This is a genomic window from Deinococcus misasensis DSM 22328 (genome assembly GCF_000745915.1).
GTDB classification, from domain to species: domain Bacteria; phylum Deinococcota; class Deinococci; order Deinococcales; family Deinococcaceae; genus Deinococcus_C; species Deinococcus_C misasensis.
This window is the reverse complement of sequence record NZ_JQKG01000014.1, coordinates 69,632-86,599: the sequence shown is the minus strand read 5'-3', so window position 1 is coordinate 86,599 and position 16,968 is coordinate 69,632. Positions and strand designations below refer to the sequence as shown.

General features: G+C 57.2%; 19 protein-coding genes. 16 read left to right on the top strand and 3 right to left on the bottom strand.

What is annotated here, in order from left to right:
- Positions 1-61: 61 nt before the first annotated feature.
- Positions 62-382: a hypothetical protein gene (locus tag Q371_RS11110; RefSeq protein WP_034340333.1), complete on the bottom strand. Its 321-nt coding sequence runs from the start codon at positions 380-382 to the stop codon at positions 62-64.
- Positions 383-586: 204 nt separating this feature from the next.
- On the opposite strand from Q371_RS11110, the gene Q371_RS11105 reads away from it, so the two are divergent.
- The 10 genes from Q371_RS11105 (at position 587) to Q371_RS11060 (ending at position 12,467) form a co-directional block, all read left to right on the top strand.
- Positions 587-1,366 (top strand): Hpt domain-containing protein, encoded by a 780-nt coding sequence (locus tag Q371_RS11105; RefSeq protein ID WP_034340331.1) that lies wholly within the window; start codon positions 587-589, stop codon positions 1,364-1,366.
- Complete coding sequence (locus Q371_RS25645) at positions 1,363-3,459, top strand: response regulator (RefSeq protein WP_051964112.1); 2,097 nt, start codon at positions 1,363-1,365, stop codon at positions 3,457-3,459. Before Q371_RS11105 ends, Q371_RS25645 begins: the two co-directional genes overlap by 4 nt.
- Positions 3,456-3,872, top strand: coding sequence for a chemotaxis protein CheW (locus Q371_RS11095; protein WP_051964109.1), 417 nt, complete (start codon positions 3,456-3,458; stop codon positions 3,870-3,872). The genes Q371_RS25645 and Q371_RS11095 overlap by 4 nt, the downstream gene beginning before the upstream one ends.
- The gene (locus Q371_RS25640; RefSeq protein WP_051964108.1) at positions 3,869-5,086 is read left to right on the top strand and encodes a CheR family methyltransferase; all 1,218 of its coding nucleotides are present in this window, start codon (positions 3,869-3,871) and stop codon (positions 5,084-5,086) included. The genes Q371_RS11095 and Q371_RS25640 overlap by 4 nt, the downstream gene beginning before the upstream one ends.
- A complete protein-coding gene (locus tag Q371_RS25635) occupies positions 5,079-5,591 on the top strand; it encodes a chemotaxis protein CheW (RefSeq protein WP_051964106.1) in 513 nt (170 codons plus the stop codon). Before Q371_RS25640 ends, Q371_RS25635 begins: the two co-directional genes overlap by 8 nt.
- A complete protein-coding gene (locus Q371_RS25630) occupies positions 5,578-7,692 on the top strand; it encodes a methyl-accepting chemotaxis protein (protein ID WP_169743831.1) in 2,115 nt (704 codons plus the stop codon). The genes Q371_RS25635 and Q371_RS25630 overlap by 14 nt, the downstream gene beginning before the upstream one ends.
- Before the next feature lie 2 nt (positions 7,693-7,694).
- Positions 7,695-9,563: a hybrid sensor histidine kinase/response regulator gene (locus tag Q371_RS11075; RefSeq protein ID WP_034340329.1), complete on the top strand. Its 1,869-nt coding sequence runs from the start codon at positions 7,695-7,697 to the stop codon at positions 9,561-9,563.
- Complete coding sequence (locus Q371_RS11070; RefSeq protein WP_051964101.1) at positions 9,560-10,588, top strand: chemotaxis protein CheB; 1,029 nt, start codon at positions 9,560-9,562, stop codon at positions 10,586-10,588. Before Q371_RS11075 ends, Q371_RS11070 begins: the two co-directional genes overlap by 4 nt.
- Positions 10,589-10,957: 369 nt before the next feature.
- Positions 10,958-11,401 (top strand): hypothetical protein, encoded by a 444-nt coding sequence (locus Q371_RS11065; protein ID WP_034340326.1) that lies wholly within the window; start codon positions 10,958-10,960, stop codon positions 11,399-11,401.
- A 79-nt stretch (positions 11,402-11,480) separates the two neighbouring features.
- The gene (locus Q371_RS11060) at positions 11,481-12,467 is read left to right on the top strand and encodes a heme-dependent oxidative N-demethylase subunit alpha family protein (RefSeq protein ID WP_034340323.1); all 987 of its coding nucleotides are present in this window, start codon (positions 11,481-11,483) and stop codon (positions 12,465-12,467) included.
- Between the two features lie 103 nt (positions 12,468-12,570).
- On the opposite strand, the gene Q371_RS11055 is transcribed toward Q371_RS11060, so the two are convergent.
- Positions 12,571-13,833 carry a tyrosine-type recombinase/integrase gene (locus Q371_RS11055; protein WP_034340320.1) on the bottom strand — a complete coding sequence of 421 codons (1,263 nt, stop codon included), beginning with the start codon at positions 13,831-13,833 and terminating at the stop codon, positions 12,571-12,573.
- Between the two features lie 11 nt (positions 13,834-13,844).
- Entirely contained in the window at positions 13,845-14,555 is a 711-nt protein-coding gene (locus Q371_RS11050) for an XRE family transcriptional regulator (RefSeq protein WP_157442650.1), read from the bottom strand.
- A gap of 209 nt (positions 14,556-14,764) precedes the next feature.
- Here Q371_RS11050 and Q371_RS11045 point away from each other — a divergent pair, with 209 nt between their 5' ends.
- The 6 genes from Q371_RS11045 to Q371_RS11025 are packed head-to-tail and all read left to right on the top strand — an operon-like array spanning position 14,765 to position 16,933.
- On the top strand, positions 14,765-15,073 hold the full coding sequence (locus tag Q371_RS11045) for a helix-turn-helix domain-containing protein (protein ID WP_034340315.1): 309 nt from the start codon (positions 14,765-14,767) through the stop codon (positions 15,071-15,073).
- Positions 14,997-15,326, top strand: a complete 330-nt coding sequence (locus tag Q371_RS11040; protein WP_211253836.1) for a helix-turn-helix domain-containing protein — start codon at positions 14,997-14,999, stop codon at positions 15,324-15,326. The genes Q371_RS11045 and Q371_RS11040 overlap by 77 nt, the downstream gene beginning before the upstream one ends.
- Positions 15,327-15,328: 2 nt before the next feature.
- A complete protein-coding gene (locus Q371_RS11035; RefSeq protein ID WP_034340309.1) occupies positions 15,329-15,559 on the top strand; it encodes a hypothetical protein in 231 nt (76 codons plus the stop codon).
- A complete protein-coding gene (locus Q371_RS11030) occupies positions 15,556-15,744 on the top strand; it encodes a hypothetical protein (RefSeq protein WP_034340307.1) in 189 nt (62 codons plus the stop codon). Before Q371_RS11035 ends, Q371_RS11030 begins: the two co-directional genes overlap by 4 nt.
- Entirely contained in the window at positions 15,741-15,905 is a 165-nt protein-coding gene (locus Q371_RS26960; protein ID WP_157442649.1) for a hypothetical protein, read from the top strand. Before Q371_RS11030 ends, Q371_RS26960 begins: the two co-directional genes overlap by 4 nt.
- Positions 15,905-16,933, top strand: a complete 1,029-nt coding sequence (locus Q371_RS11025) for a recombinase family protein (RefSeq protein ID WP_034340304.1) — start codon at positions 15,905-15,907, stop codon at positions 16,931-16,933. Before Q371_RS26960 ends, Q371_RS11025 begins: the two co-directional genes overlap by 1 nt.
- Positions 16,934-16,968: the final 35 nt, after the last annotated feature.

Here is a 16,968-nt window from a genome sequence, read left to right as displayed (position 1 = left end):
TCCATGAAAAGCCGCCTTCGGGCGGTTTTTTCTTTGATTGAGGAAAACCTCAGGACAACATTCAGTTCTTCTGGACGCCCGAGAGCCCATTCAGGCCCGTGAACAGGTCCATCACCATGTCCATGTGGCACTGCACGTAAGCATGGGCTTCCTGCAGCAGTTCGGGGGTCATGCGGCCCGAGTCCAGACAGCCTTGCAGACGGGCCAGAGAATCTTGCACATCCTGCACACACAGGTCCAGCTGGTCGGCCATCTCGGGCGGCATCATGCGAAATCCGCGGTGGGCACGCAGGGCCTCGTAGTACCGGGTACAGCTGTGAAAGGCGGCAGTGACATGGTGGATGCTGGGGGCATCAAAGCTGTGACGGGCCGGATCTTGCATGCCCTCAGTTTAATGTAGGAAATGTCACAAAAAAATGACCGGGGTCTGTTGGAAGCTGAAACACACCTCTGGAAGCCACCAGAGCCTCCACAGGGACACAGCAAACCCTGTGGAAAAATCGGTCATACTGAAACATGACCCGTTTGGTCTGTCTTGTTCGACCTGTCTTCAGGATCACCTGAGAAGCGAGGCCCTTTTTTGGACATGCGTGCATTTCTGCAGGAATTTCAGCTGGAAGCAGAAGACAACCTGAACCTTCTGGAAGAGGGTCTGATGAAACTCGAACACCTGCAAGACCCGGAAGTGGTCCGCAGGATGTTCACGGCTGCCCACACCATCAAAGGCAGTGCAGGCATGATGGGTTTGCAAGACATCCAGACCCTCACCCATGCCCTTGAAGATGTGCTCGATGCCTTGCGCAAAAAACCCAGAGCCCTGACCGAGCAGCAGGCCAGTGTGCTCCTTCAGGTGGTCGATGAGGTGCGGGCCATGTGCCTGACCGCTGGAGAAGCCCAGAGCAGACCTCAACCTTTAAACCACTGGCTGACCCTGCTGGAACACTGGCAGGACACCCCTGCTGAACCTGCAACACGGCAACCAGAGACCCACGCAGAAACAGCATCCACATCCTCAAGCGTTCAGGCCAAACACGTGTTGATCCACGACCCTTCCATGACCGCAAGGATGCATCAGGCGTGGTTGCTGCTGGAAGCCGGTTTCTCTGTGCAATTTGCACACGCCCCTCAAGACCTTTTGACCACCCATGCAGACCTTTTTGTGATCGGCCAGAGCACAGACCCTGCCACCGTGCAGGTGCTCACCGAATTGTCCCAACGCCAAACCTCTGGAGTGATCGTGACTGTCCATGATGCCGCGCAAGCCGCACCCACCCCTTTTTTACAGGTCGCTCTGGAGAACCAGAGCATCCCCGAGCATTCTGAACTGGTGCAAACCGCCCTTGCTTTGCTGGAGGAACAGGCATGAGTGTGTGGGTGATTGACGACAGCCGTTTGATCCGCAGCATGTTGACCACCCTGCTGGCCCAGGCCGGCATCGAAGATGTGCACACCGCAGACTCTGGAGAGGGCCTTGTGCAGGCTTTGCAGGATCCAGAGGTGCGCGATCAGGTGCGCTTGATTTTGCTGGACCTGATGATGCCCGGCATGGACGGCATCGCCACCCTCAGGCACATCCGGTCTTTCCCAGAGTTGCAGGACATTCCGGTGATCATCATCACGGGTCGGGGAGAAAAGGAAGATCTGGAAGCGGCTTTTCATGCTGGAGCCAGTGATTTTCTGTCCAAACCCGCCGATCCTGTGGAGTTCGTGGCCCGCGTGAAGGGGGCTTTGCGCCTCAGTGAACTGCTGATTCAACGCCGTTCCAGAGAGCAGAACCTGAAAGACAGCCACGCCCACATGGAGCGCCTCAGCCTGACCGATCCCTTGACCCACGTGGCCAACCGCAGGCAACTGGACCAGCAACTGCAAAACCTCTGGTTGCAGGAGCAGCGCAAAGTGTCCTTGATTTTGCTGGACGTGGACCACTTCAAGCGCTACAACGACGCACTCGGGCACCTTGAGGGAGACAAGTGCCTGAAAAAAATCGCCAGCATCCTGCAAGACACCCTTGAAAAAGAAAGCACTTTCATTCCAGAGAGCCTGCTGGCCCGTTACGGCGGTGAAGAATTCGCGGTGCTGCTCCCGGATGCAGGTTTGCAGGAAGCGGCCCAACTGGCCGAGCACCTGCGGGTGGCCGTGCTGAACGCTGCCCTTCCCCACCCCACCTCAGAAAGCCACCACGTGGTGACCCTTTCGCTGGGGGTCGGTGAGACCTTCACGGGTCTGGACACCTCTGCAGCCCAACTGGTGGAAAACACCGATGCTGCCCTCTATCAGGCCAAACGCCTCGGGCGCAATCAGGTGATCCGCACCGACCAGTTGGAACACCTCTCTGAAGACCTCAAACTGCACAGCACACCCCTGAAGCCATGGAAAAAGGTTTTGCTGGTCGATGATTCCAGTCTGGTGCGGTCTTTTTTGCGCCACACCCTCAAGCATGACGGTGCAGAGGTGATCGAGGCCGCCTCGGTGCCTGCAGCCCTGCAACACCTCCCAGAGATCAGCCAGTTTGAACTGGTGGTGTTGGACCTCAACCTGGAAGAACGCAGTGGACTGGAGGTGCTGAAGCAGATCCGGGCCATCAACCAGAGTGTGGTGGTGGTGGTGTTCTCCGGGAAAGACCCCAGAGGCTTGCAAGAAGCCCTGAGCATGGGTGCAGATGCCTACCTGTCCAAAGGGGATTTTGATTTGCAAGGCAAAGACGTTCCCGCTTTCATGCAGGCCCTGAACCATGCCCGGGAATTCCGGCAGGGCATGCAAGCCAGAGAGTTGCTGCGTCAGGTGCAACTGGATTTCTTTGCGGTGTTTGCCCATGACCTGAAAAACCCCATTTCCGCATTGGGTCTGGCCGTGGACATGGCTGCAGAATCCCGGTCTCTGGACGACCTGCGTCCACTGCTGAGCAATGCCAGAGATGCCAAAACCATGTTGCTGGACATCATGGGTCAGTATCAGGAGTTTTTGCGCCTGCAAACCCATCAGGCCGAGGTGCGCCCGGTTCCCACCCGCATTGGGCATTTTCTGGCGGAGGTGCTGGACGGTCTGCAACTTCAAATGCTCCTCAGGCAACAGCATTTCGACCTGAACATCCAGCCTGAAGTCAAAGGTGTACAGGTGCTGCTGGACCGCAAAGTGATGTACGCGGCCCTGCAAAGTGCCCTGATCAGCATGATGAAACACGCCCCAGACCAGAGCACCATCCATGTGAACCTCTCACTGGAAGGCAACCACGTGCGTCTGACCTTGCAAGACCCCCACAGCCGCATCCTGCCCGAAGAAATGAACCCTTTGCTGTACAGTCCCAGCCTGTCCCACAAGTGGTACGGGGCAGGGGTCAGTTTGCCCCTCTTGCGGGTGGCCACCGAAGCCAACGGAGGCCGTTTGTGGGCCGAAACGCGTGCTGGCCTTGCGCAATTTGTTGCCGAGTGGCCAGCCCACCCTCAGGGGCCCAACACATGAACCTCGGGGTGCTGCATCTGGGGGTTGGTGACCAGCGGTACATGCTGCCTCTGGGTCAAATCGAACGGGTCATGCGCATGGCCCTGTTCACCCCTCTGGATGCTCAGGATGTGGTTGGGGCCATCAATCTGGCTGGAACCCTCTTTCCTGTGGTCAGCGCAAGGCGCAAACTGGGCTTTCCTGAAAACAGCCCGAGTGTCCACCAGAGGCTTTTGCTTCTGAAAGGCAACCCGGCTTTCGTGCTGTGGGTGGATGAGGTGCTGGACTTTCTGGAGGTGCCTCTGGCGGATTTTGTTCCCATCCGTTATCAGGAGCACAGTTCCATCGAAGCCATCATTCGCACACCTGAAGGCAGCACCCCGGTCCTCAGGCCCGAGTTTTTTCAACCTTCTGCATTGTGGGAGTCTGCATGACCTTGCCCATCCCTGAAGACCTTCTGAAACGTTTGCTGGAGCGCATCGAGAAGCTCAGTGGGTTGCAAATGGGCCGGGCGCAGGACCACACCCTGCGGCGTACCTTGCAAAAACGCAGCTCTGGAGACCTTGCAGGGGTGGTCAAAGACCTGCTTGAGCAGCCTGATCGGGCTTTTCTGGAGGGTTTCGTGCAGGAGTTGACCATCCACGAAACCTACTTTTTCAGGGGAGAGCAGCAGATGCAGCAACTGCGCACCCACATTTTGCCCGAGTTGCAAAAGCGCTCTGGTCCTCTGAAAGTCTGGTCTGCTGGATGTTCCACTGGAGAGGAAGCCTACACCCTCTCGATCCTGCTGAAACGGGAAAGCAAACGGCCTGACGCGGTGGTTCTGGGAACGGACCTGCATCCAGACGCCATCCAGAAAGCCCGCATCGGCAAATACCGGGAGTGGTCTTTCAGGACCATGCCCCCAGAGGTGCGGGAAGCCTGTTTTCTGACTTATGGGGATTTGTGGCACATCATGAATCCCCTGAAGCAACATGTGCATTTCGGGGTGCTGAACCTCAAACAGATGCCATGGAAAGCCGATTTTGGGGCAGGTCTCCATGCTCTGGACAAATTGGACTTGATCCTGTGCCGGAACGTCACCCTGTATTTTTCCAACCCGAGCGCCCAGCAGGTGTACCGCGAATTTGCCCGGCGTCTGAAACCCGATGGATTTCTGATGCTGGGGGCCACCGATCCGCTGCCAGAGCCACAAACAGGTTTTCATCCTCATGCGCATCCTCTGGGCATGCTCTGGCGCACTTTCCCAGCCCTTTCACAGTGTCCTGCTGTGCCGCCTGCACAAACAGCGCAGGTGCTTCCCGCCAAAACAGGGGTTCCCAGCGTCCAAAAGGTTGCCCCTGTTCAACCCGTTCCACCTGTCCTCCTGGGTCCTGTGGCCACTCCCTCTGCACCACAGGAGACCCTGGAAGCCCTCAGGCAACATGTGTTTTTGCATCCCGAGGACGCTCTGGCGGTGTTCAGGCTGGCCCAGATGTGGATCGGGCGACAGCAACCCACGCGGGCTCTGGCCTTGCTCAGACACCTGCAGCAGGTGCTGGCGGCCCTGCCTCCAGAGCAGGTGCTTTCAGACGAATTGACCGTGCAGGAATTGCGTTCTGCCACGTTTCACACCCTTGCCCGCCTGAAGGGGAACCAGAATGAATGAAAAAGACCTTTTGCAAGCCAGAGCAGCCCAACTGGCCCTCCCACTGCATGAAGACCGCAAACCTCAGGGCAACCCCATGCTTTTGGTGGAGGCTGGCCCCGAGCGTTATGCCCTGCCTTTACAGCACATCGATGTGGTGCGGACCAAACCTGCCCTGACTTCCCTGCCGGGTGTACCAGAAACCCTTGCTGGACTGGTGAACCTGCAAGGACATGTGCTTGCCGTGCTGGACCTTTCCGCCCTGATGGGGCACCGCCCGCAGGTTCAGGCCGGGCACATGGTGGTGGTGTGCCTGACCCACAACCAGAAAGTGGCTTTGCAGGTTCAGCAGGTGCACGGGGTGGTGGATGTGCCAGAACAGCTGTCCAGATCCACTTCGGGGAGGCCCGGCATCCGTGGGGTGTGGGATGCCCACGTGACCGTGCTGGATGTTCCAGAGTTGTTGCAGCATTTCCAATCCATGCCATCCATTGCTTCACCCGGAGGAAACCATGAGGTCATTTAAAACATGGAGCGTGTTCAACAAAGTCACCCTGCTCGGGTTGCTGACCGTGGTGGTCATGGCCCTGCTGGCCGGGTGGGTGCTGATCCAGCAAACCCACGACACTTTTGTGGAGCAGGGCAAGAAAAACATCCAGCAAGTGGCGTTCAACGGCATGGACAAACTGGACCGCAACCTCTTTGAGCGCTACACCGACATCCAGTCGTTTGCCAGCACGCCTGCAGCCAGATCCATGAATCCGGTTCCGATCATCGGGCTCATCAACACCAGCATGCAGCTGTACGCCCCTTTTTACAGCCTGATGGTGGTGGCAGACCGCTCCGGAAAAATCATCGCCATCAACACCCAGGACGCCTCTGGAAAGCCACTTCCCAGAGCTGCAACGTTCATCGGACAGGATGTCTCTGGTGAAGGGTGGTTCAAAGCGGCCCTCGCCATTGGCACCCAATCCCGACCCGTGCACCTTGAAGACCTGAAGGAAGACCCCATCCTGCAAACCCTGTATGGCCCGGACAAAGCCCTCGCCCTGACTTTCAGTGCACCCATACGCAATGAATCGGGACGGGTGGTGGGGGTGTGGACCACCCGGTTCAACTGGGACTCGGCGATCCACATCATGGATGAAATTGAAGTGGCTGGCAAACAAGCTGGAATCAGCAGTCTGGGGGTGGGGGTGGTCAACAAACAAGGCTACACGCTGCACAGCCCCGAAGCCATGGATTTCATGACCAACAGTCTGGTGGCCCGCATGGGGGTGGACCTGAAAAAAACCGAAGGGGCCAGAGAAGCCCCGAGCCCCACAGGCGACGGGGATGGGCTGGTGGGATGGTACACCTCCCGCGGTTACTCGGATTTTCCGGGCTTTGGTTGGACCATGCTGGCCGGACAGGGCCTGGGTGACCTTGAGGTGTACTCTGCACACTTGATTCAGACGGTGGTGGCCACGGGCATCATTCTGGTGGTCTTGTTCATTGGTTTGATTGTGCTGATCCGCCTGCTGATCGAAGGGCGCATCAAAACCCTCTCGCAAGCCGCCAATGACCTGTCGATGGGCAATCTGGAAGTGAAGCTTCCTCTGGCCACCCAGGATGAACTCGGGGCACTGGTCAGGGCCTTTGACCGCATGACCCACCACCAGAAAGACATGGCCAGAGTGGCAGACAGCATCGCCTCTGGAGACATCAGCCTGACCCTCAAATCGATGGGCGAACAGGACCAGCTCGGCAATGCCTTCCAGCGCATGCTGGATCACCTGCGTTCTCTGGTGCAGGAGGTGCAGGAGGCTTCACACAATCTGGCCTCGGCGTCCATGCAGTTGCAAGCCGCTTCTGCACAGCAAGGGGCCAGCATCAACGAGCAGTCTGCTGCCGTCACCGAAACCAGTGCCACGGTGGAAGAGGTGCGCGTGTCCAGCGATCAGGCCGTGGACATGGCCAACACCGTCAGCCAGAACGCCCAGAAAGCCCAGCAGGTGGCGGTCTCGGGGGCACAGGCCACCCAGAACATGATCCGCGACATGCAGGACATCCGCACGCAGGTCCAGAGCATCAGCAACCACATCCTGACCCTTTCGGAGAGCAGCCAGCAAATCAGCGACATCATCGAAGTGGTCCGTGACCTTGCAGACCAGAGCAACCTGCTGGCCCTGAATGCTGCCATCGAAGCCCACCGGGCCGGAGAGCACGGGCGGGGTTTTGTGGTGGTGGCCCAAGAAATCCGCAACCTTGCCGAGCAGTCCAAGTCTGCGACCACACAGGTCAGGACCATCCTCTCAGGGATCCAGAGGGACACCAACGCAGCCGTGATGGCCACCGAGCGGGGAACGCGGGTGGTGGATGGGGGCGTGCAGTCCATTCAGTCTCTGGAGCACACCATCAACGAACTTTCAGACGCCATTGAACATGCAGCCCGTTCCGCACAGGTGATTGCCGGTTCGGTCCGACAGCACTCTTATGGCATGGAGCAAATCGCTCTGGCCATGCAGAACATCCAGACCGCCAGTGAACAAAACCTGCAGGCCAGCGAAAGCAACCAGCAGGCCGCCCGTCACCTCGGCGACTGGGCCAGCCGCTTGAAAAACGTCATCGACAGGTACCGCCTCTGACCATGAACACCAGACCGACTTCCCAGCTGCTCCAACAGGTTTTTGCTTTTGAACTCCGGCAGCACCTGAAGGGCCTGCAGTTGCCTCTTTTGCGTGAAGCCCTGCAGCGGGCCGCTCTGGTGCTGGAGTGGCCCGGTCTGCAAGCTGCACTGCCCCAACTGTTGCAAGCCTCTGAACCCGAGTGGGAAAAACGCCTGCAAAGGTGGATTCCTGCTCTGGAAGCAGGAAACTGGCCTGATCTGGGAACCCAACCCTTGGTCCAAAAACGGCCTGAAAAGGCGCGACCAGAGCGGGGGCAGGATGTGCGGGTGACCTTGCAGCAGCTTGAAGGGCTGTTCGCCCACGCTGGAGAATTGACGGTGCTGAAAAACCGCCTGGGAGAACACCTGCTGCAACTGCAACACCTGCATCCTGAGACCGAATGGGACCTCCAGAAACAGCAGGCCGAGTGGGTGCGCCTGCTGAGACAGGACCACTTCGAACTCCACCGCATCAGTGAAGAATTGACCCAACTGGTGCTCGAAATGCGCCTCCGCCCAGCCTCTTTGCTGCTCACCCCTCTGGAACGTCTGGTGCGCGATCTCGGGCAGACACAGGGAAAAAAAGTGCACTTTGAGATCGAGGGAGCAGACACCGAACTGGACCGCAACCTGCTGGATCCCCTCAAAGAAGCCCTGATCCACCTGCTGCGCAATGCCATGGACCACGGTCTGGAAACCCCTCTGGAACGGCGGAAAGCAGGCAAACCCGAGACCGGGCACCTGAAACTCAGCCTCCAGAGCAAAGGCGACACCCTGTCCCTTTCCCTGTCCGACGATGGACAGGGGGTGTCCAGCAGCAAAGTGCAGCAAAAAGCCGTTCAGCAAGGACTCATTCAGGCTGGAACGGTGCTTTCCGAAGAGGAGGTGTTCGAACTGCTGTTCCGTCCGGGATTCAGCACCGCTCCAGAGGTGTCTGAAATCTCAGGGCGTGGGGTGGGCCTTGATGCGGTGCGTGCCCATCTGGAACAGCTCGGAGGGGAAATCTGGCTGACCAGCCAGAGCAAGCAAGGCACCACCTTTCATCTGCGGTTGCCCCAGACCCTTGCCACCACCCGCGCTTTTGTGGTGCAGGTGGCCGGGCAACCCTTCGCTTTGCCTTCCAGACACATTGAGCGCATCCTGAAACCCGAGAAATGGATGGTGGTGGACCTGCAACGCAGCGTGAACTGGCAGGGCACAGCCATTCCGGTTTTTGACCTCAGCGAAACCCTCGGGTTGCCAGAGGCCCCAGCCCCTTTCACGGTGGTGCTCAATCTGGCGGACCGGATGGTGGGCTTGAATGTCGAACAGGTCCTGAATGAAGATGAGTTTGTGATCAAACCTTTGCCGTGGGGCATCCCGGACCACACCCCGTTTCAGGGGGTGGTGCTGGACCACGCAGGCGGTCTGGTTCCTGTGCTGAATGTTTCGCACCTGTCCATCCACGCGAGACCCAGAGCCAAAGCCCCTGTGGCTGCACCCAAAGACCTGCAGCACATTCTGGTCGCAGACGACTCTCTGGCAGTGCGCACCATCCAGCGCAGCATTCTGGAAATGGCAGGCTTTCAGGTGCAGGTCGCTGAAAACGGACGCATGGCCTTGCAGGTGCTCAAACAAGGCCAATTTGACCTGCTGCTTTCCGACATCGAAATGCCCGAGATGACCGGCATTGAACTGACCCGTGCCATCCGTCAGGACCCACACCTGCAGCACCTCCCAGTGGTGCTGATCACTTCGATGTCCAGTCCCCAGCACCGCGAAGAAGGCATGCTGGCAGGTGCAGACGCCTACCTCATCAAAGGCAATTACGCTCCCGAGGACCTGCTGGACACCATCGGGAGGCTGATTTGAAAACCGGACGGGTGGTGCGGGTGCTGCTGGTGGATGACTCCGCAGTGCAACTGGACCTGCTGCACCAGACTCTGGAGCAGGATCCGCAACTGAAGGTGGTCGGGGTGGCCCACTCTGGCCCGGAAGCCCTGAAACTGCTACCCGAATTGCGCCCGGATGTGGTGGCCATCGACCTGAACATGCCTGGCATGGACGGTTTTCAGGTCAGTGAGCGCATCATGCAGGATTTTCCCACCCCCATCCTCTTGCTCACCATGTCTGCAGAACAGGCGGTGCTCAGCCATGACGCCCACCGCAGTGGAGCCATCACCCTGATGCTCAAACCCCAGGCATCCGATCCGTCTGCCATTCAGAACCTTCAGCAGACCCTCAAAACCGTGGCAAGCATCAAAATGGTGCGCCGTCACGCAGTCAAACCCTCCCACAACAAAACAGCAACCCGGTCACCCTACCAGCTGGTGGTGGTGGCGGCCTCCACTGGGGGGCCTCCAGTCCTGCAAACCCTGCTCAGCAGGCTGCCAGCAGAATTTCCCATCCCGATCCTGATCGTGCAGCACATCGCACCGGGCTTTGAAGCCTCCCTGCAAAACTGGCTGCAAAACACCTCTCCCCTGCCGATCCATCTGGCCCGAGAAGGCATGGAGGCCACCCGGGGGGTGTACCTCGGGCCGAGCGGAAGCCATCTGGAGGTGCACAAAGTCCAGCACAAAACCCTCTTGCACCTCAGTCAGAAAGATGCGGTTCGGGGGCACCGCCCGAGTGCCGATGTGCTGTTTCAATCTGCCGTGAAAGCTTTTGGCCATCAACTCATTGGCATCCAGTTGACCGGCATGGGCGACGATGGAGCCTCGGGCCTGAAGGCCATTCGGGATGCAGGAGGACTCACCATTGTGCAAAGCGAGCAAAGTTCAGCGGTGTTCGGCATGCCCCAATCCGCCATTCGCATGGGAGCGGCCCAGCACGTGCTGGAGCCCGAGGACATCCCCCTGAAAATGCTGGAGGCCCTCGGGATCCAAGAACATTGAATTTCCAGAGGGCATTTTCATGATTTTCTGAAGTTTTCTACAAGCCCTTGAATGAATCTTGATTGTGTGGGATTTGTTTCTGAGCTTTTCCAAGACTGTTGGTACCTTGATGTCACTCTTCCTCCCCAAAGCAACATGGGCTTTCGCCCACGTTGCTTTTTTTGTGTGATCACGGTCCTTTGCCTTTCAAGTCCGGTTCAGCCAGCTTCACCGAACCTCCACACATGACGCACACATCTGACAAAACATCTTTGTGGAAAACACTTGATGGACGATCAAATGAACGGAAATTCGCCCACACTCCCTTCAAAAATCCTCCTTTGAACCTTCACAGCACAACAGCACAATCAGGCTCAGGAGGCACCAAACATGAAACACATCCTCAACCTCAACGGAATTTTGATTGCAGCACTCGCTCTGGCCGGAAGCGCAAGTGCCAGCAGCGTCACCAGCACCAGCAACCTGGGCGAAGGTTACCACCTGATCGTGAGTGCCGTGGGCCAGTGCACAGGAGACACCGACTGCACCATCCCCTATGGCGACAAGCTGTGCGATGCAGACAACCTCGGGGTGGTTTACCGCCGTGCCATTCCCAACATGGGTGGCACCTTCTCCTACGAAGACATCAAATGCGTCTGGGGTGATGATTCCCAGTACATCGTGGACACCTACACCGTGACCAAAGGCGGCGAAGACTTCAGTTGCCCCATCGTGGCCAGAGGGCCTTTTGTGGCCACCACCAACGTCTGGCCTCCTGTGCGTTTCTGGGGCCTGACCCCCGAGCAGTTCGTCTACTGCGACAAAAAATCCTGAACCTTCACTTGCATGCACCTTCTCCTTGCCCCGAACACCGTTCGGGGTTTTTTGTGGTCAGGTATCATGGGGCAAACCCATGGACCTTTCTTTTCTGCCTGAACCCAAGCCGCCTTTCATGGTGCAAGACACCTTCGAAATCAAAGCCGATGTGTTTGCTCTGGGCAGTGTCGTGAATGGCAAGCTGGAACAGTTTCACTTTGTGCCAGACAACCATTTTGAGTTTTACATCCAAGAAAAATTGCAGGTTTTGCAAGCCAACCCCCACGAGCACCGCCTGATTCAGAGTTCAGACCCAGAGGGTCTGGAAGATGCGCTCTGGCAGGTGTTTGAAACGTTTGCCAGAGAACACCCTCAACTGCTGGAGGTAAAGGGTCCAGAAGTCCATCTGAGAGCCTTTGGACTGGTGCTGAACCGTGAGCACAGGACCATCAAGGCCCTGAATCCTTCTGCTCTGGGAAGGCAGGTTCATGACCATCTGGCAAGGCAGTCCGGGCTGGTGTGGCTTCTGGACGCTCTGGCCCTCACGGTTCAGGAGGATCTGGTGGTGCTCCGTGAACACCCTGAAGGACACCACTCTGCCGAAGCCCTTTCGGTGTGCTTCCCGAGCGGTTGGTCTCCTGCAGAAAAATTGGGGAGGAATTTTGATTTCATTCATGGGCCAGTGGCAGAAAATGCACGGCTGCTCAGGTCCAGCCGGAACCTGATGCAGGCCCTTTTTCACAAAGGACCGTTTGTGCGTTTCGGTTGGGGGCTCAGCACTTCTGGGGACCTCAATGCCCATCCATCTCTGCCCAAAAAGCCTGTGCCTCATGAAGACATCGGGAATGGGGTGTTTTTGCGGATGGAACGGCAAACCACCCTGGCCTTGCCCGAGCAGGGCCGTGCCCTGTTCACCATTCGCATCTACATGAATTCCCTTAATGAACGGTTGCAGAAGGATCCTGCCTTGCGTCCCAGATTGATTCGCCTCTTGAAATCTGTGCATCCAGAAGTCATAAAATACAAAGGGATGCAGGACCTGCTGGTTCCGGTGCTCGGGCATCTGGAAATGAAATCTGAATGAAACGGCTCAAGATGTGAGACTTTCTAAACTCAGCGCGGGATTTTCCTGTTAATATCATCAAGCAAGAAATGTCAATTTATTCAACAAACCAGAGAAATATCGTCTAGATGGCTTTTTTTGTGCGTGGGCGTTTCTTCATTTGGGCACCGTAGTGACTTTGCAGTGACAAGTCGCCTTTTTCGTCCACGCTTCGAATGATTCCGGCCACTTTCACTGCCGCTTCGTCCACCTCATCGCTCTGGATCTTGCGGTATTCCTCCAGGGTGATTTTGATGCTGGAGTGCCCGACGAGCTTGGCGACCACTTCAGGCATGACGCCTGCGCGGATGCTGAGGGTGATGTAGGTGCGCCGGATGTCGTGGATGGTGCCGGGTGTGACCTTGGTGACCTGCACGACCTTCCTGAAATTGCGGTAGAGGGTCTGGTAGTGGGTGAGGGTCCCGAGGGTGGTGGGGAAAAGCCACTCGTGTTCCTGCCAGAGTTGGCCAGCTTCGCGTTTGTCTGCAGCCCTGCGTTCCAGCCACTGCACGAGGATTGGCTTCAGGTTCTCTGGGAGGGGCACGATCCTCTGGGCTGCGCTGGATTTCCCTTCGGTGATCTCTGGGGGCAGGTTGAAGGTGGTGCCGTGGCCACTGACGGTCCTGAGGATCTGCACGCGCATGGTGTGCAAATCGAGGTCTTGGAGTTTCAGGGCTTGCAGTTCCCCGATGCGTGCCCCTGTGGAAAAAGCGAGGCACCAGAGGGGGAACATCCTCTGGGCGGTGGCTGCTGCAAGGATCAAGTCCACTTCTTTTTGTGTCCACGCGATGCCTTTTTTCTTGGCGTGGCGTGGGGCTCTGGGCGCTTGGATTTGCAGCATGGGGTTTTTGGCGATCACCCCGAGTGCATGGGCCTCCTGAAAGCCTTTCCGCATGGCGGTGAGGATCTTCATTCTGCTGCTGTGGGAGTAATCCCGTGTGGCTGCATCGAGGACCTGCTGGAGGTGGTAGGGTTGCACCTGCTGCATCTGGAGGGTGCCGATGTGCTTTTTGATGTACTCGACGGAGTAATGGTTTGCCCTGCGGGTGACGTTGACGATGTCTTGGCTGTTCCTGCGTTTGAGGTGGTCATCCATCCATTCGTTGACGGTGAGTTTTGTGGGGTCTGAGAGCACGCCACGGCCATGGTCGGCGATGAGTTCAGCGAGTTTCTTTTCGGCTTCGCGTTTGATTTTCTTGTCGGTTTCGGGGCCTTTGAAGTAACGCTTGATGGTTTTGCGTTTCCCGGTGAGGCCGTCTTTGCCGAGGTTGAGTTCTGCGACCCAAGCGGTGTGGGTTTCGCTGTAGTAGATGCTTCCGATGCCCCGGCGTTCGGTTTTCTTGGGCATGGGTCCTCCTTTCAGAGGGGTTTGTTGGGGTAGAGCAGGTAGGCATGGCCGATGATGCGGGCCTCTCCCAGTGGGAGGGGGGTGTGCTCGGGGTTGTCGGGCATCATGAAGCCAGCGCGGTACCTGCGGACGTGGATTTCGTTCTGGTGGGCGATGACGTAAATCTGGTTTTCTTCTGGGGTGGTGGCGAGGGTGTTCACGAGGAAGATGTCACCGTCGCGGATGGCGTTGGGGCGCATGCTGTGCATTTCATTCCCGGCCATCTGGAGGGCGAGGATGCCGTCTTTGAGTTGGTTGGGTTTGATGGCGACGCTGAAGCTGAGGTTCTGGAAGCCTGCTGGGTTCTCGGCGGCTTTGAGGGGGTAGACGGGCAGTGGGGTGTATTCGTTGCTGGTGCTGCCGGTCTGGATGGTGATCTCGAATTGCCCGAGGGGGTCATCTGCGAGGGCTTCTGCGACTTCTTTGGCTCTGGGGAGGAATTCTGCTTGCTGAGAATCGTTCATGGCGTCGAAGAATTCCTGGAGGGTGATTTTGTAGAGGCGGAGGAGTTTGGTGATCTGGTCTGCGCGGAGGCCTGCTGGGGCTGCGTAGTTGTTTTCAAGTTTGCTCATGCTGCCTTGCGAGATGCCTGTTCTGGCTGAGACTTCCATGTGGGTGAGCTTTTTTTCTTTTCCAGCTTTGTGTCTCCACTCGGTGAGCTGTTCTCCGAAAGTCAGTTTCATGTTTGTTTCTCCCATGTTGCGTTCTGTTGTCCTGCACAGTGTCAATTCAATCATGGCATGAGCATATAATATTATTGACTATTATTCTGTGACATAATATTATGGAGTCAGTTCCCTAAGGGATCACCCTAATTCAGGGACCCAACCAAACCCACCCATCCCAGTCAGAGCATCAACAGAAATATTCTCACCCGGAATAAGGAGACTGAATGCAGAAACTCAAAACCCTCCGAAAAGCCAGCGGAATGTCCGCCTACGAGCTCAGCAAGCAAGCCGGCCTCGCCACCAACGTGGTTTACGTGATTGAGAAGCGTTCCGAGGCCCAGCAGTCCGTGGGCATCATGGTCAACATCGCCCGCACCATCGCCAAGAAGCTTAATCGCCCCGTGCAGGACGTGCTGTTCGAAATCTGCACTGATGAGGACTTGAAAGGAGGACAGAATGCCGATCAGCCTGCCACAAATGGAACTGCACAGCCCAGAACTCGCAAGAATCGCCGAGTTGCTGCCCCTGATTGAAGCCCGCCTCTCCCTCCCCTCTGCCCCTCTGGGCATCCGGGAAGCCGCTGAATTCCTCGGGGTAGGCCAGAAGGAAGTGTACAGGCTCGCAGGTGAACGTCTGATTCCGGGCATCAAAGTGGCGAACAGTTGGCGTTTTTGCCGTGAGGATCTCGCAGAGTGGGTGCGCTTCAGTGCCCTCGAAGGCCGTGAAATCACCGTTGAGGAACTCAGGAAGTTCCAGATGCAGCAGAAAGTCGGGAGGTCCAAGTGAACATGACGTTAAGCCCTCAAGCTGTGCAGGTACTCCTCGAAACACTGGAGGACATCAAGCAAGAATCCTGCCTGAGCGATGAGCAGATGGCGCTTTACGTGCTGGTCCGTGCCCACGTTGGACGCCCCGTAGTCTGCATGTCCAGAGAAGTGAAGGCCAAAACACTCACCCTTTCTGTGCTTCCCACACCGCAAATTATTCTCACAGAAAATAATAAGGAGGTCCGTTCATGAAACCCAGCGTTCTGCTCTTGGTCTTGTTTGCCCTTCACTGGTTGGCGTACTGCATGCCTTCTGTCCGTGACTGGGTGGCTCACCTGCCTTACCTGCAATGGCTGGCCGTGAACTTCTGGCTGGGCGTTCTGGTGGTCCTGACCATGGCCAGTATTTTCGCCACGCACAAGCAGGTGCAGCAGTGACCGCCACCACCCTGTTCCTTCTGGGTCTGTTCCTGTTCGGATGCGTGTGCTTCGTGATCAGCATCAAGCAGGCTTGGGATGCCAGAAAACCCATGACCGCAAGACGCTTCAAGAAACTCTCGCCCGAAATCCAACGGGAACTGATTGACAGGTGGCGCTGATGTCCAGCAGTACTTTTGATGCTTTTTCCTCCGACCGCTTCCAGACCATGTGCCAGATGGCTGAGGTTTTCATTCGCAGCCGGATGCTGCCCCCTTCCATCCAGACTGTCGAGCAGGCCATTGTGATCATGGTCAAAGGTCAAGAACTGGGCTTGCAGCCCCTTCAGGCCCTGAATGGCATCAACGTGATTCAGGGGAAACCCACGGTCAGCCCTCAAACGATGCTCTCTTTGATCAACCGCTCAGGGAAAGCCGAAGACATCAAGTTTGAAATCGGTCAGGATTTCGCGTCTTGCACCATGATTCGCAAGGACCGCACTGCCCACACCGAGCGGTTCGGGCAGAAGGAAGCCCAGAGCATGGGCCTGCTGAACAAGGACAACTACAAACGTCAACCTCTGGTGATGTACAAGTGGCGTGCTGTTGCTGCCTGCGCCAGAATCGTTTTCCCGGACGTGATCGACGGCCTTTACACTCCCGAGGAAATGGGTGCAGATGTGGTGGTGGATGCAGAGGGAGGCATGCAGGTTGTTTTCGAACAGCAGAAATCTGAGCCCACCATCAGCAGGGATGCAGCAAAACGCCTGTGGGACAAACTTTGCGCGTTGGGTTTCGGGAACCCTCCTGCTCTGGCATCTGATGTGCTCAATCGGCCTGTGCAAAGCCTTGAGGAGCTCACCAAATCTGAGAGTGTGGAGGTGTTTGAAGCTGCCCAGAAAATGGCAAAAACCGCGGAGGGTGCCCCGACACCAGCCACTGAGAAGCCCGCCTCAAACACCAAACTCCTCGGGGCCATCCGTGGCCACCTGACCCGCCTTGGTTTCCCCCATCAGGAGGACGATGCAAGCCGGGACCGTCGTTTGGCCTTCATGTGCTTCATGCTGGGCCGGAATTTCGACATCAAGTCAGGCAAGGACCTCTCTGAGGAGGAACAGAAAGCCCTGCTGGAGAAGCTCGCCAAGATGAAGGACCTCTCTGGAGTCCAGCAGGAGTTTGATGCTTGGCTCGGGTCTGATTTGCCGTTGTGAAAACCGGGGAGGGCAACCCCTCCCCTTTCTTTGGA

Excerpts from the sequence above, each read along its gene's own strand:
- Q371_RS11110 (WP_034340333.1), bottom strand. The coding sequence starts at position 382 with ATGCAAGATCCGGCCCGTCACAGCTTTGATGCCCCCAGCATCCACCAT.
- Q371_RS11105 (WP_034340331.1), top strand. The coding sequence starts at position 587 with ATGCGTGCATTTCTGCAGGAATTTCAGCTGGAAGCAGAAGACAACCTG.
- Q371_RS25645 (WP_051964112.1), top strand. The coding sequence starts at position 1,363 with ATGAGTGTGTGGGTGATTGACGACAGCCGTTTGATCCGCAGCATGTTG.
- Q371_RS11095 (WP_051964109.1), top strand. The coding sequence starts at position 3,456 with ATGAACCTCGGGGTGCTGCATCTGGGGGTTGGTGACCAGCGGTACATG.
- Q371_RS25640 (WP_051964108.1), top strand. The coding sequence starts at position 3,869 with ATGACCTTGCCCATCCCTGAAGACCTTCTGAAACGTTTGCTGGAGCGC.
- Q371_RS25635 (WP_051964106.1), top strand. The coding sequence starts at position 5,079 with ATGAATGAAAAAGACCTTTTGCAAGCCAGAGCAGCCCAACTGGCCCTC.
- Q371_RS25630 (WP_169743831.1), top strand. The coding sequence starts at position 5,578 with ATGAGGTCATTTAAAACATGGAGCGTGTTCAACAAAGTCACCCTGCTC.
- Q371_RS11075 (WP_034340329.1), top strand. The coding sequence starts at position 7,695 with ATGAACACCAGACCGACTTCCCAGCTGCTCCAACAGGTTTTTGCTTTT.
- Q371_RS11065 (WP_034340326.1), top strand. The coding sequence starts at position 10,958 with ATGAAACACATCCTCAACCTCAACGGAATTTTGATTGCAGCACTCGCT.
- Q371_RS11060 (WP_034340323.1), top strand. The coding sequence starts at position 11,481 with ATGGACCTTTCTTTTCTGCCTGAACCCAAGCCGCCTTTCATGGTGCAA.
- Q371_RS11055 (WP_034340320.1), bottom strand. The coding sequence starts at position 13,833 with ATGCCCAAGAAAACCGAACGCCGGGGCATCGGAAGCATCTACTACAGC.
- Q371_RS11050 (WP_157442650.1), bottom strand. The coding sequence starts at position 14,555 with ATGAAACTGACTTTCGGAGAACAGCTCACCGAGTGGAGACACAAAGCT.
- Q371_RS11045 (WP_034340315.1), top strand. The coding sequence starts at position 14,765 with ATGCAGAAACTCAAAACCCTCCGAAAAGCCAGCGGAATGTCCGCCTAC.
- Q371_RS11040 (WP_211253836.1), top strand. The coding sequence starts at position 14,997 with ATGCCGATCAGCCTGCCACAAATGGAACTGCACAGCCCAGAACTCGCA.
- Q371_RS11035 (WP_034340309.1), top strand. The coding sequence starts at position 15,329 with ATGACGTTAAGCCCTCAAGCTGTGCAGGTACTCCTCGAAACACTGGAG.
- Q371_RS11030 (WP_034340307.1), top strand. The coding sequence starts at position 15,556 with ATGAAACCCAGCGTTCTGCTCTTGGTCTTGTTTGCCCTTCACTGGTTG.
- Q371_RS11025 (WP_034340304.1), top strand. The coding sequence starts at position 15,905 with ATGTCCAGCAGTACTTTTGATGCTTTTTCCTCCGACCGCTTCCAGACC.